The organism is Staphylococcus sp. HMSC055C03 (assembly GCF_001809385.1).
Taxonomy (GTDB): Bacteria; Bacillota; Bacilli; order Staphylococcales; family Staphylococcaceae; genus Staphylococcus; species Staphylococcus simulans.
In genome coordinates this window covers 1-13,839 of record NZ_KV797493.1, presented here as the reverse complement: position 1 = coordinate 13,839, position 13,839 = coordinate 1, and the positions used below count along the sequence as shown (strand labels likewise).

The window sequence follows — 13,839 nt, the reverse complement described above, 5'->3', positions numbered from 1 at the left end:
TTATAACGTTATTATTGATCGAAGAGTATTTCTTCTGATGCATATAATGCGAGACGGATATTTAGTGAGTTGAACGGATCTTCAACCGTGCAACCTAATATTTCTTCACAATTTTTAATTCGATATTTTACAGTGTTACGGTGAATGAACATTTTCTTCGCAGTTTTGGTAATATCACATTGATAATCCATGTACATTTTAAGCGTATCTTTTAACTCTTCATCCTTTTTCGTTTTAGGATAGGCTAGGTCACCTAAAGTATGTTGAATGAAAGGTTTCAATTTACTTGGTGGCAACAGCTGTAAGAGTTCTTTCATACTCTTTGATTGATAGAAGTTCATGAATGCTTTACGTGCTTTATCTAAGCCGCTTTCATAAGCTTCGTTCGCTTCCATAAAGGACGTTGATAATTGAGAGAATTCTGTGACTCTATTACCAATCCCGAATGAAATACTGCTGTCGAAGAACTCATGGTATTCTTGTTGAATATGTTTTAAGTAATTTAAATAATATTCATGTTTAGATTGTAGTAAAATCGCAAATCTGCGATTACTTGGCATACTGTAAACACTGATACGTGAATCTAAATCTGTGAGTTTGTGTATGAGCCATGTGTAAACGAATTGATAACGCTCTTCAACGTACTGACTGTTTTCTAAATTATCCATCGGGTCAATGGCACAGATAATGACTTGATAATAATCGGAAGGGTAAATACCGTATTGTTCAAATAAAATCGGATGATTATGAACAGATAAAGATTGATCAGAACGATTCGTAATCAGGGATTCAAAGAAACGATTGATATCTGAGTGTTCAGCTTCTTCAATCTTTTTATTTTTATATATCGCAAAGCTCAATGTTGAGACAATTTGTTCAATCGTTAATAAACTGAAAGGATAAGACAGCTTATTGATATCTGACACCATTAAATAATATGGGAAATAAGCATAGGCTTGTACTTTGAAAATCGCCACGTCATTAGTGAACTTCGTTTGATTGCGAGTAATTGTATTAGCGTTTTCTGAACGTAAGTATTCTAAAAAGTAACGGATATGTTGTTGTTTCAACAAATTATTCTGTTGGTAATGCCAGCTTTGAGAATCAACCATATAGAATGGGTTGAATAACAGAACGGGTACGCCTAAAATACGGCTCATTCTTTCTATCATTGTTTCGACACCGAAACCCTTAATCAGCATATCGTTCAGTTCTTCTTGAATATTCAAAGCGTAGTTTAATTTAGCTGTTTGTTCATCTGAAATATAAGTTGAAATTTGTCTTGTGATTTCCCCTAAATTCCACTCTTCAGAGATTTCTATCAATGGAAATTCTAATTCGTTTGCGTAATCAATCACTTCTTGATTGATATGTTTTAAATAACGAGACGTTTTAATACCTAACCCCGCGGTATCAATATCATTTAATTCTTTAATCATTTGTTTCAAGCCTGCTTGATTATCCCGAAATAATAACCCCGTCGTGAGTATAAATGACTCTTTAGCAGTGTAGTCTTTAATATCAATATTTTCTGTGATGTCTAAGTGGCGAACTTCTCTATGTAAATCTCCTTGATTATTAATGAGTTTTAATCCAGCAAAACTGGGTGCAGCGAGTATATTCTGCAACGTCGGCATTTAATCACCTTCCTTATAACTTTGTTTCTGAAATAAATTTTAACATGAAATGACATAATTTGTTCGAAATCGATAATTTTATAAAAAATTACTGTCAAACTGCACAAAGAAAAACGTTTCCAGTAACTGTAAAATTTTAAGTAAAGATTATACGTATAGTCATATTTATTCCAACTCAAAGGAGATATAGAAATGACGAAACAGGGGCAAGCGCAAAGCGGCATTCATGATGCGGCTTTCTTCGAACGCAGAGGCTATAACAAGGATGTTATGCCTAAAACAGACAGCCAAAGAAATATATCAACATTCAACTTCTTCACCCTTTGGATGGGTGCTGTCCATAACATTCCTAACTATACTGCCGTAGGCGGATTTTTGCTACTAGGGCTTTCGCCGTTACAAGTAATTTTCGCATTGATCTTCAGTTCATTTATTATTGCGACATTACTTGCGGTTAACGGTTATGCTGGTTCTAAATACGGCATTCCATTTGCCATGCAGTTACGTCAAACGTATGGTGACATCGGGGCAAAACTTCCTGGTGTGTTACGTGGTGTAATTGCGGGTATTGGTTGGTTCGGATTACAAACCTTCGCAGGCTCACAGGCATTACTCATTTTGCTTATTAAAATCTTCCCGGGGTTCGAGCATTTTGGTAATGGAACGACAATTTTAGGCATCACGATACCTGGTTTAATCGCATTTTTAGTATTCTGGGCTATTAACTTTGCGATTGGTATCGGCGGCGGTGAGACACTAAATAAATTCACTGCAGTTTTAAACCCGTTAATTTACATTGTATTCGGCGGTATGGCAATCTGGGGCTTCATGGTTGCCGGCGGCTGGGACAACATCATGCATTATGAAATCACAACAAAATCAAGTGGTATTATTTATCCAGCTATTTTATCATTCATCCTAATTTTCAACTCAATGATGGGTGTTTGGGCTGGACCAGGAGCAAGTGTTTCTGACTTTACACAAAAAGCAGTTTCAACACGTGCACAAATTGTAGGACAAGTTTCAGGTATTGTTGTTGCACACTTATTATTCGCATTCAGTAGTGTGTTCATCATTATTGGTGGTTCTATCTTCTTAGGTCACCAAGAATGGAATATCTTAACAATTATCAATAACTGGGATAATATCTGGACGATTTTAATCGCCACAGGTGTATTATTGATGACTACAATTTCAACGAACGCGACAAGTAATATCATTCCAGCAGCATATCAATTAAGTGTATTGATGCCGAAGTTGATTAACTATCGTCGTGGTGTAATTTTAGCTTCTGTTGTGAGTGTTCTGATTATGCCTTGGAAATTAATGGAAAATGAAGATAGTATTTTCGTTTTCTTAAATATGATCGGTGCAATTTTAGGGCCGGTTGCAGGTGTATTAATCGTACATTTCTACTTAATCAACAGATGTAAAGTCGACATCGAGAGATTGTATTTTGATACAAATAATCCAAATCATGGCGGATTAAGGTTTAACTTCTCTGCTTATGTGGCTACAATTCTTGGTGTTGTTGTTTCACTATTAGGTTTCATTCCGAAATTCCAAGTCATTTCTGACTTCTCATGGTTTATCGGATTTTTCATCGCAGGCATTTCTTATATCATTTTATACGTGTTAGAAAAGAAATTTAGAAAGGATAAAGGAGAGAAAGCTAATGAAATATGATTTATTGATTAAAAATGGTCGTGTCATTTTAGACGAAGGCGAACAAGAAGTAGAAGTAGCTGTTAAAGACGGAAAAATCGCAGCAATTGGTCATGACTTAGGTGACGCAGAAAAAGTTATCGATGCAAAAGGACAAGTCGTTGCACCAGGTATGGTAGATGCACACGTGCATATTACAGAACCAGGCGGCGGCTACCGTGACGAGTGGGAAGGCTACGAAACAGGATTGAAAGGTGCTGCAAAAGGCGGCGTTACTACAATCGTTGAAATGCCTTTAAACCAAGTACCAGCAACAACTGATAGAGCGTCAATCCAAGAAAAATTTGATGCAGGTAAAGGTAAATTATCAGCTGACGTTGCAAGTTATGGCGGTTTAGTGCCTTATAACTTAGATGGTGGTATCCAAGAATTAGACGAAGAAGGCGTTGTGGCTTACAAAGCGTTCTTAGCTACTTGTGGTGACCGTTCAATCGATGGCGACTTCGAAAACGTAGATGACTATTCACTTTACGAAGGTATGAAACAAATTGCGAAAACAGGTAAAATCTTATCTGTACACGCAGAAAACGCTGATATTACAGACCGTTTAGGCGAAATCGCTTATAAAAACGGCGAAAAATCATTGGCAGCTTACGTAGATTCAAGACCTGTATTCACAGAAGTTGAACCTATCCGCAAATTGATCTTATTCGCAAAAGAAACTGGCTGCCGTTTACACATCGTACACGTTGCATGTGAAGAAGGCGTGGATGAAGTTATTAAAGCACAACAAGAAGGTGTGGACGTAACATGTGAAACTTGTACACACTATCTATACTTCTACAAAGAAGAATTAGATGACATTGGTCCAGTTGTTAAATGTTCACCACCAATCCGTGAAGAATCACGCTTACCAGGTATGTGGGAACGTGTTATCAATGGTGACATCAACTTCGTAACATCTGACCACTCACCAAGTACACCTGACTTAAAAGATACTGACAACGCATTTGAAGCTTGGGGCGGTATCGCAGGTATCCAAAATAACGTGGATATCTTATTCGACGAAAGTGTTCAAAAACGTGACTTATCACTTAAACGTTTCGCTGAAATTATTGCGACTGAACCTGCAAAACGTTTCGGCTTAGACAACAAAGGTAGTATTGCAGTTGGTAAAGATGCAGACTTCGTCTTCATCAAACCAGAATCTTCATACACATTACAAGCTGAAGATTTAGAATACCGCAATAAACTAAGCCCATATGTAGGTCGTACAATTAACGCACAAGTTGCGAAAACAATTTTACGCGGTGAAGAAACTTACAGTCTTGAAGACGGTGTTTCTAATGACTTCCGTGGTGAATTTATCTAAGTCTTGGTTAAATTCAAATAAGTATGCATGCTGTATCACAGCATTAATATAAAAAAGGCCTCCGAACCATTTCAGTTCGGAGGTCTTTTGTCACATTTAAACAAGATTTAATAAGAATGTTTTAGCTTGTTGGTAGATATCTAAATTAAAGTCATTCACTTCGCGATCAAAATCGTGATCTTTGTTATCGAAAGCGATGAATTTAGTTTCTGGAATATTACGGTCTAAATGTTGAGCTTCACCGAAAGGCACATCTGGATCTTGTTTACCATGCACAATAAATGTAGGTGGAAATGCTTTAAGTGTTTTAGGCGCAATGTTAAAGGCAGCATCTGTAGATTGTTGAATGCCTAGTAACTTCAGCCATTCGTTTTGTCCGCGTGCATAAAGGTAAATGAGATAACGTGTCTGTAAATCACCTTGTGTTAAAGGTTCTGTTTGAATCATATTATTTAACAGTTCTGGTGTGATTTGTTGAGACATGGCTTTGTATTGTGGATTCGCACGTAAGAATTGCGGTACGTGGAAACGGCTATAACCATAGAAATCAAGAATACCTTGGACATCGCGTTTAGATGCAACAATTAAAGATAAGAATGATCCTGCTGAACGACCGAATAAGAAAATCGGCAAGTCAGGATGATTAGCTTTGACATCATCGAATTGTGTTAATGCATCATTCATAATTGTATCGATATTGCTTTCAGGTGCTAAACGATAATCTGCTGAAATCATTGTGAAATCTTCAGTTAACAAATCAACGTAGGCCTGTGGTAAATCATCAGGTTGACCGAAAATTAAGCCGCCACCATGAAAGTAAAGAATGATACCTTTAGGTTCATTTTGAGCGGGTGTAATGAGTTGCGTTAATTGAAATTGGTCTTGGGTTGTGATGTGTTTTGTTTCTGACAACAAAAGAACCTCCTTTGGTTATGTTAGATTGCTTTAAATTGTTCATATTTACCCAAAATAATTATCGCAAATCTTATATCTATCGTATTTGTACAAAATGAATAAATACGAGGATGTTAATTGTCGGAATTGTGGATGTAGTAACAAAAGTAAACATTTATAATAGATGATGAGATGAAAAGGAGTTGTTGAATATGAACATCCGTTCCTCTTTTGAAGCTTTAGATAAGCAGTTTACCGCATATGGCGGTTTGATTGGCGGAGGAATTACACGCTTGCTTTATTCAGATGAATGGCAGCAAGCCGTGCATGCTTTAAAAGAAACATTAGAATCAGCTGGATTTGACGCAACTTTCGACGACATCGGCAACTTAACAGGTCGTTTAGAAGGCAGTAAATATCCAGATGAAAAAATTGTTTCAGGTTCTCATATTGACACAGTCGTTGAAGGCGGTCATTTAGACGGTCAATACGGAATCTTAGCTGCTGTGACAGCAATGAAGGCACTTAAAGAAGAACACGGCCAACCGCTTCGTTCTCTAGAAGTCCTTGCCTTAGCTGAAGAAGAAGGCAGCCGTTTCCCATTCGCATTCTGGGGCAGTAAAAACTACTTCAATCTTGTAGACAAATCAGAAGTTGAAGAGATTGCAGACGCAGAAGGTGTGCGTTTTGAAGATGCGATGAGAGACTCTGGCTTTGACTACAGAAAACAAGACCAAAACCACGATGACATCAAAGCCTTTGTTGAAGTGCATATCGAGCAGGGGAAAGTGCTTGAAACTGAAAACAAAGCAATTGGTGTAGTGAATGGAATTGTCGGTCAAAAACGTTACACAGTTACATTAAAAGGTGAAGCGAACCACGCAGGTACAACACCGATGGGCTTAAGAAAAGACGCAGTTGTAGGATTTAGTGAGATTGCTTCTAAATTAACACAACGCGCTAGAGAAATCGGCGATCCGTTAGTACTGACTTTCGGCCGTGTTGATCCTGTACCGAACACAGTTAACGTAGTTCCAGGTGAAATTGTCTTCAGTATTGATACACGTCATATTGACCAAGACGCATTGAATCAATTCGCTGACGAAATCACAGAAACAATCAAATCAGTATCTGAGTCAGAAGGCTTAGAGTACGATATTGATTTATGGATGGACGAAGCCCCAGTATTAATGGACAAAGGTTTAGTAGATAGAATCGAAAAATCAGCTGACCAAATAGTGGGTAAAGAACAATATAAAGTCATGGCATCAGGTGCCGGACACGATTCGCAAATCTTTGCGAAATTTGTTCCGACAGCAATGTTGTTCACGCCATCTATCAACGGCATCAGTCATAACGTTGAAGAAGAAACAAACATCGAAGACTTAGTAAAAGGAATCGAAGTATTAAAAGACGTTTTATATGAATTAGCTTACAAAGAATAATTAATGTAAAGGAGTTTTTAATAATGGGTTACTTAAATCACAATCAAGGTTATAGAGAAGGTTTATTAGAAACAAGAGCAGTTATCAAAAAAGACAATTACGCAGTTATCGTTCCAGACGGTTTAGTAAATAACGTAGTACCAGGATTCGAAGATTGCGACGTTACTATTTTAGGTTCACCACGTTTAGGTGCACGTTTCGTTGACTACCTAGTTACATTGAAAGACCAAGGCGGCAACACTCAAGGCTTCGGCGGAGACGGTATCCAAACATTCATCTATGTTGTATACGGAAACATCAATGCGTATGCTGGCGATGAAAAATATGAATTATCACAAGGCGGTTACTTATACGTACCAGCTGATCAAGTGATGAAATTCGAAAACAACAACAATAACGAAGACAGCCGCGTATTCTTATACAAAAAACGTTACCAACCACTTGAAGATCACAAACCAGAAGTTGTGACAGGCAATGTTAATGACCTTAAAGCAGAACCATATGAAGGTATGAAAGAAGTATTAGTTCAAGACTTATTACCAAAAGATATCGCATATGACATGAACATTCACATCTTATCATTCGAACCAGGTGCTTCACATGGTTATGTTGAAACACACGTACAAGAACACGGTGCTTACGTATTAAGCGGTCGCGGTATGTACAACCTAGACAACGAATGGTTACCAGTAGACAAAGGTGACTATATCTTCATGGGTGCTTATGCTCCACAAGCAACTTATGCTATCGGCTTAGAAGAACCATTCGCATATATCTACTCTAAAGATGCTAACCGTGACATCGAACTATAAGAGAGGGTTTCTAAATCATGAGTGAAGAGAATTTAGTTTATGTTGGCTATGATGAGTTACGCCAATTATTTAAAGAAAAGCTTATGCTTGCAGGCATGCCTGACAAGTATGCAGACAAAGTCGCTGAGCTGATGGTATTCGCAGACGCACGTGGTATCCATTCACATGGTGCCGTGCGCTTGCGCTACTATGCAGAACGTACAGCAAAAGGCGGATTCAACTTAGAACCAGAAATTAAATTTGAAAAAACAGGCAAATCTACAGGTATTTATCACGCAGATAATACAGTGGGTCATTACGCAGCTTACCATGCGATGGAAGAAGCGATTCAAATGGCGAAAGAAAACGGTATTGCTGCAGTAGGTGTCAAAGAAATGGGACATAGCGGTGCGATTGGTTACTACACACAAATGGCTGGTAAACATGGTTTAGTGTCATTAAGTGTCTGCCAATCAGATCCGATGGTTGTACCGTTCGGAGGAACAAAACCTTACTTCGGTACCAACCCGATTGCATTTGGTACACCTCGTAAAGACGGCAAGCCAATTGTCTTTGATATGGCTACAACTGTACAAGCGTGGGGTAAAATCTTAGACGCACGTTCAAAATATCATTCAATCCCAGATACTTGGGCAGTGGATGATAAAGGTGAACCGACGACAGACCCTTATAAAGTCAGCGCATTGTTGCCTGCAGCTGGACCGAAAGGTTACGGCTTGCTGATGATGGTAGATATTCTATCAGGCAGCTTGCTTGGCTTACCATTTGGTCAGCATGTGTCTTCAATGTATGAAGATTACAGTGCGTACCGTCGTCTGGGCCAATTCCATTTAGTGATCAATCCAAGTTACTTTGGTGACGAGGAACAATTCTTATCACAAATGGAACGAATGGTTCAAGAACTTCATGACATCGATCCTGCGAAAGGCTTTGACCAAGTCTACTATCCAGGTGAAATTCAAGAAGATGTGGAAGCAAAATACGACGAAACAGGTATTCCAATTCCACAATCTATCTATGATTACATGAAGTCAGAACAAGTTTACTAATTCAATTGAATGAGCGGTGCTGGTCATTGCACCGGCACCGCTCTTTATTTAGTTTTGCAGACTAATAAATTGCAAGAATCTTCAAAAAAGTCAGGAGGGTTTTAGTGATGCGTGTTACAAAAAAAGAACTTTATGAGTTAATGAAAAATAAATTGATGAAAGCAGGTTTGCAAGAAGATGCAGCTGCTGACGTCTCAGATGTTTTACCATTCGCAGACCATCGCGGGATTCATTCTCATGGTGCAGTACGTGTTGAATATTACGCAGAGCGTATTGCCAAGGGTGGTATTAATGCTCATCCGAATTACGAGTTTGAAAAAACAGGTCCATCTTCTGCAGTGTTCCACGGCGACAATGGCCCAGGACACCAAGCAGCAAAACAAGCTATGGACAAAGCGATTGAAATGGCGAAAGAAAATGGTATCGCAGTTGTGGGTGTGAAAAACATCAGCCACAGTGGTGCGTTAGGCTATTTCGTTGAAATGGCAGCAGACCAAGATATGGTCGGCATCAGTATGTGACAATCTGACCCAATGGTTGTACCATTCGGCGGAACTGAACCATATTTCGGTACGAACCCGATCGCTTTCAGTGCGCCGACAAATGATGATCGTGTGATCACATTTGATATGGCAACAACTGTACAAGCATGGGGCAAAGTGTTAGATGCACGTTCAAAAGGTCAATCTATCCCAGATACATGGGCAGTAGATGAAAACGGTGAACCTACTACAGATTCAAGAGCAGTACACGCTTTAGTATCTGTTGCAGGACCTAAAGGTTACGGCTTGATGATGATGGTAGACATTTTATCAGGTAGCTTGCTTGGTTTACCATTTGGCGGCCACGTGTCATCTATGTACAAAGATTTAACAAAAGGCAGAGATTTAGGCCAATTACACGTTGTAATTAATCCGGCTTACTTCACTGACCCTAAACAGTTCAAACAACAACTTTCAACAATGATTGATGAGTTGAAAGCACAACCAGCTGCGAAAGGTTATGGCGAAGTTTACTACCCAGGTGAACGTGGACGTTTACGTAGTGAACGCTATGACAAAGATGGTATTGAAATTGTAGATGACATCTATGACTACTTGAAGTCAGATGATGTGCATTACGACCGTTATCACGGTAAAAACAGATTTGCAGAATAATAATGGAGGACTATTATGTTATATACAATCATTAAAGAGAATACGTATCAAGACTCTATTGTATTGATGTTGTTATCAAACAAATTATCAGCAATGGACGGCGTTAATAAAGTATCAATTATGAGGGGTACACCCGCAAACAAAGACATCTTCAGAGCTTCAGGCTTCGATTCACCTGAACTAGATGAAGCAAAACCAAATGACATTGTCATCATGATCGATACAGATGATGAATCAATGGTTGATGAAGTGAATCAACAAGTTGAAGATGAATTAAAAGGTAAAGCGGAAGACGATAAAGCTGAATCAACACAAGAAGTTTCTAACTGGAACCAAGCGTTAGATAAAGCTACTAACCCTAATCTTGCGTTAATTTCAGTGCCTGGTCAATATGCGGCTATGGAAGCTGAAACTGCATTAAGAAACAACTTGCATGTATTCATGTTCAGTGACAACGTACCTAAAGATGATGAAGTACGTTTGAAAGAAATGGCACATGACAAAGGTTTACTTGTAATGGGTCCTGACTGTGGTACAGGTATTATCCATTCATTACCATTAGCTTTCACTAACATCGTTAACAAAGGTGACATTGGTATCGTAGGTGCTTCAGGTACTGGTATCCAAGAAGTCACTACAATTGTTGACCGTGAAGGTAAAGGTGTAACTAACGCAATTGGTACAGGCGGCCGTGACTTATCAACAGAAGTCGGCGCAATCACAATGATGGACAGTATCAAAGCGTTAGCACAAGATCCAGCTGTTAAAGTCATTACAGTTGTTTCAAAACCACCAGCTAAAGAAGTAGAAGAAAAAGTATTGAACTTGCTTCGTAATATCGACAAACCAGTTGTGACATTATTCTTAGGTCACAAACCAGAATACACTGAAGCAAATATTTACCATGCATACACACTAGAAGAAGCTGCACGCGTATCAGTTCAACTTTCTAATGGTGAAAAACCTGAATTCAAACCAGCAACAAAAGAAATCAAAGCAACATTGAAAGATGGCCAAGACGGTATCAAAGGTTACTACTCAGGTGGTACATTAGCAAGCGAAGCAGCAATGCTTGTAAAAGATGCGTTCGACGGCTTAAAAGATGAAACTACAGAAGGTTTCACTTACAAAGCTGGCAACCATGAAATCATTGACTTAGGTGATGACATGTATACACAAGGTCGTCCTCACCCAATGATCGACCCAGGTAAACGTATCGAAAAATTACAAGAAGCTGCAAATGATGAAAACACTGCAGTAATCATGTTAGATAACGTAATCGGTTACGGCAGTCATGATGATATGGCAGGTCAATTAGCACCAGCTATCGAAGATATCATCAGCGAAGCAAAAGCAAATGGTCGTGACATTGCTGTATTAGCAACTGTTGTTGGTACAGAACACGATCCACAAAACTATGAACAACAAATCAAAACATTAGAAGAAGCAGGTGCACAAATCTGCGAAACAAACGATCAAATGGTACGTTCAGCAATCGAATTAACAGGTCATAAAGCTGAACAACCAGAATTGAAAGAAGAGTCATTCGACGCAACTTCAGTTGACTTATCTGTAGACGATAAGATTCTTCAATTAATCAACACAACTCCAAGCGTTATCAACGTTGGACTAAAAAGCTTTGCGACTGCAATTGATGAAAGCGGCGCAGACGTTGTGCAATTCAACTGGAGACCAGTTGCTGGCGGAGACGAAAAGCTAATGAAAGTATTACAATTCTTAAACAACTATGAAGGAGAGTCTGTATAATGGGTTACCAAACAATTGATGAAGCAAACCAAGCTGTCATAGATAAAATGATCGCAGCAGCACCATTCCTAGTTGACGTGGTACCTGCGAAAGATAAAATTCCTGAATTGAAAGAGCATGTTTTACTACATGCGGGTCCACCGATTAAATATGAAAACATGACTGATCCAATGAAAGGTGCATGTATCGGTGCGATCTTATTCGAAGAATGGGCAAATGATGAAGATGCAGCACGTGAATTATTAGAAAACGATAAAATCGAATTCATTCCTTGTCATCACGTGAATGCAGTAGGACCAATGGGCGGTATCACTTCAATGAACATGCCTGTATTGGTTGTTGAAAACAGAGAAAGCGGCAACGAAGCTTATTGCCAAATGAACGAAGGTATCGGCGCAGTATTACGTTTCGGTGCTTACAATGAAACAGTTGTTAACCGTCTACACTGGATGAAAGACGTATTAGGTCCAGTATTAGGTAAAGCTGTTCGTCAAATGGAAGACGGCTTAAACGTTAACGTTTTAATTGCGAAAGCAATCGCAATGGGAGACGAATTCCACCAACGTAACATTGCAGCTTCACTTGCATTCTTAAAAGAAGTTGCGCCAATCATCTCTGAATTAGAAGATGTTGGACCAGAAAAACGTACAGAAGTTATTCAGTTCTTAGCAGACACTGACCAATTCTTCTTAAACGTTGCCATGGCAACAGGTAAAGCAATGATGGACGCAGCTCGTGAAATTCAACACGGTACAATCGTTACAGCAATGTGCCGTAACGGTGAAAACTTCGGTATCCGTATCGCTGGTATGGGTGACGAATGGTTCACAGCACCTGTAAATACACCACAAGGTTTATATTTCACAGGTTATTCATCAGACGATGCTAACCCTGATATCGGTGACTCAGCAATCACTGAAACAATCGGTGGCGGCGGTATGGCAATGATCGCAGCACCTGCAGTTACACGTTTCGTAGGTAGCGGCGGCTTTGCAGATGCCTTAGCAACTTCAGACGAAATGACTGAAATTTGTATTGGTGAGAACCCTAACTTCTCTATCCCGACTTGGGACTTTAAAGGTGCTTGCTTAGGTATCGATGCACGCTTAGTAGTTGAAAAAGGTATTACACCAGTGATCAACACAGGTATTGCACACAAAATTGCCGGCTTCGGTCAAATTGGTGCAGGTACAGTGCATCCACCAATCGAATGCTTCGAAAAAGCAATCACAGCTTATGCTGAAAAATTAGGATTTAATGGATGATTCTCACAGCACAAGCCATTGGCGCAAGTGCAAGCAGAATCTTGAATCATACAACAGAACTTAAAGTACACAGTTGCTTTAAAAAAGGTTTTAATGTGGTGGATAAAGATGACAATCTCATCTTTATCGGTACCACTGAAAATGGGATGTTCCCATTTGGCGTTGTAGTTGATGCATACACTAGAGATCGATTACTACAATCGATTCAGGTGGGTCAAACGTTAAAAGCACATCCACGTGCTTTAGCGTTTGATCGCAATCTACAACTAAATATCAATGTGAATGTATTTAAAGCGAGTCAAAATTTTGAAGCCATTCATTTGAATCAATTAAAGGAGAGTATCCAAGCATTTGATTTTTGTGAATATGCTGACGGTGACTTTAACCCTGCTAAAATGCAATCGATTTATGATGCATTGTCAAACCCACATGGAGATGCGAAGACTGAATTACGCTATTTAATAGGTCGAGGACAAGGTTTGACGCCATCAGGCGATGATATGTTAGTCGGGATGTTGTTTGTTCACTTTATTAGACCGTTTATTCAGCCGCAGCATTTAACAGAAATTGAACAGCTGGTGGATGAACCTTTAACGACATTGGTCAGCCAAACCTTTTTAAAGTATGCCGTTAAACGTATTTTTAGTTCTAAATTAACTGATTTGATGGAAGACGCCTCTAAGTCGACGTTAGAAAAACTTCTCCAAGTAGGCTCATCATCAGGTAAAGACACACTTTATGGGGTTCTGTTGCAAAGTTGAATTTATAGTATAATT

10 protein-coding genes and 1 pseudogene are annotated in these 13,839 nt (G+C 39.0%); 9 read left to right on the top strand and 2 right to left on the bottom strand.

The genetic code is table 11. The features are described 5' to 3' along the window. Nucleotides 1-11: 11 nt before the first annotated feature. The gene (locus HMPREF2603_RS06880) at nt 12-1,637 is read right to left on the bottom strand and encodes a PucR family transcriptional regulator (protein WP_023015526.1); all 1,626 of its coding nucleotides are present in this window, start codon (nt 1,635-1,637) and stop codon (nt 12-14) included. A 192-nt stretch (nt 1,638-1,829) separates the two neighbouring features. On the opposite strand from HMPREF2603_RS06880, the gene HMPREF2603_RS06875 reads away from it, so the two are divergent. After that, nucleotides 1,830-3,323 carry an allantoin permease gene (locus tag HMPREF2603_RS06875; protein ID WP_002479904.1) on the top strand — a complete coding sequence of 498 codons (1,494 nt, stop codon included), beginning with the start codon at nt 1,830-1,832 and terminating at the stop codon, nt 3,321-3,323. Beyond that, nucleotides 3,313-4,674: an allantoinase AllB gene (gene allB, locus HMPREF2603_RS06870; protein WP_060804394.1), complete on the top strand. Its 1,362-nt coding sequence runs from the start codon at nt 3,313-3,315 to the stop codon at nt 4,672-4,674. The genes HMPREF2603_RS06875 and allB overlap by 11 nt, the downstream gene beginning before the upstream one ends. Before the next feature lie 96 nt (nt 4,675-4,770). Here allB and HMPREF2603_RS06865 read toward each other — a convergent pair whose 3' ends face one another. Next, complete coding sequence (locus HMPREF2603_RS06865) at nt 4,771-5,586, bottom strand: alpha/beta hydrolase (protein ID WP_070462789.1); 816 nt, start codon at nt 5,584-5,586, stop codon at nt 4,771-4,773. A 194-nt stretch (nt 5,587-5,780) separates the two neighbouring features. Here HMPREF2603_RS06865 and allC point away from each other — a divergent pair, with 194 nt between their 5' ends. The 7 genes and pseudogenes from allC to HMPREF2603_RS06830 all read left to right on the top strand — a co-directional run bounded on the left by allC (nt 5,781) and on the right by HMPREF2603_RS06830 (nt 13,824). Next, nucleotides 5,781-7,013, top strand: a complete 1,233-nt coding sequence (gene allC, locus HMPREF2603_RS06860) for an allantoate deiminase (protein WP_002479901.1) — start codon at nt 5,781-5,783, stop codon at nt 7,011-7,013. A 23-nt stretch (nt 7,014-7,036) separates the two neighbouring features. Continuing rightward, the gene (gene allE, locus HMPREF2603_RS06855; RefSeq protein WP_060804392.1) at nt 7,037-7,825 is read left to right on the top strand and encodes a (S)-ureidoglycine aminohydrolase; all 789 of its coding nucleotides are present in this window, start codon (nt 7,037-7,039) and stop codon (nt 7,823-7,825) included. 17 nt (nt 7,826-7,842) lie between these two features. After that, the gene (allD, locus tag HMPREF2603_RS06850; RefSeq protein ID WP_070502020.1) at nt 7,843-8,874 is read left to right on the top strand and encodes an ureidoglycolate dehydrogenase; all 1,032 of its coding nucleotides are present in this window, start codon (nt 7,843-7,845) and stop codon (nt 8,872-8,874) included. A 107-nt stretch (nt 8,875-8,981) separates the two neighbouring features. Then, nucleotides 8,982-10,031: pseudogene (allD, locus tag HMPREF2603_RS06845) on the top strand (ureidoglycolate dehydrogenase). Nucleotides 10,032-10,046: 15 nt separating this feature from the next. Further along, nucleotides 10,047-11,798: an acyl-CoA synthetase FdrA gene (locus HMPREF2603_RS06840; RefSeq protein WP_060804390.1), complete on the top strand. Its 1,752-nt coding sequence runs from the start codon at nt 10,047-10,049 to the stop codon at nt 11,796-11,798. Further along, entirely contained in the window at nt 11,798-13,063 is a 1,266-nt protein-coding gene (locus HMPREF2603_RS06835; protein WP_060804389.1) for a YlbE family protein, read from the top strand. The genes HMPREF2603_RS06840 and HMPREF2603_RS06835 overlap by 1 nt, the downstream gene beginning before the upstream one ends. Continuing rightward, the gene (locus tag HMPREF2603_RS06830; RefSeq protein ID WP_070502017.1) at nt 13,060-13,824 is read left to right on the top strand and encodes an oxamate carbamoyltransferase subunit AllH family protein; all 765 of its coding nucleotides are present in this window, start codon (nt 13,060-13,062) and stop codon (nt 13,822-13,824) included. The genes HMPREF2603_RS06835 and HMPREF2603_RS06830 overlap by 4 nt, the downstream gene beginning before the upstream one ends. The last annotated feature ends 15 nt before the right edge of the window (nt 13,825-13,839 follow it).

Excerpts from the sequence above, each read along its gene's own strand:
- HMPREF2603_RS06880 (WP_023015526.1), bottom strand. The coding sequence starts at position 1,637 with ATGCCGACGTTGCAGAATATACTCGCTGCACCCAGTTTTGCTGGATTA.
- HMPREF2603_RS06875 (WP_002479904.1), top strand. The coding sequence starts at position 1,830 with ATGACGAAACAGGGGCAAGCGCAAAGCGGCATTCATGATGCGGCTTTC.
- allB (WP_060804394.1), top strand. The coding sequence starts at position 3,313 with ATGAAATATGATTTATTGATTAAAAATGGTCGTGTCATTTTAGACGAA.
- allC (WP_002479901.1), top strand. The coding sequence starts at position 5,781 with ATGAACATCCGTTCCTCTTTTGAAGCTTTAGATAAGCAGTTTACCGCA.
- allE (WP_060804392.1), top strand. The coding sequence starts at position 7,037 with ATGGGTTACTTAAATCACAATCAAGGTTATAGAGAAGGTTTATTAGAA.
- allD (WP_070502020.1), top strand. The coding sequence starts at position 7,843 with ATGAGTGAAGAGAATTTAGTTTATGTTGGCTATGATGAGTTACGCCAA.
- HMPREF2603_RS06840 (WP_060804390.1), top strand. The coding sequence starts at position 10,047 with ATGTTATATACAATCATTAAAGAGAATACGTATCAAGACTCTATTGTA.
- HMPREF2603_RS06835 (WP_060804389.1), top strand. The coding sequence starts at position 11,798 with ATGGGTTACCAAACAATTGATGAAGCAAACCAAGCTGTCATAGATAAA.
- HMPREF2603_RS06830 (WP_070502017.1), top strand. The coding sequence starts at position 13,060 with ATGATTCTCACAGCACAAGCCATTGGCGCAAGTGCAAGCAGAATCTTG.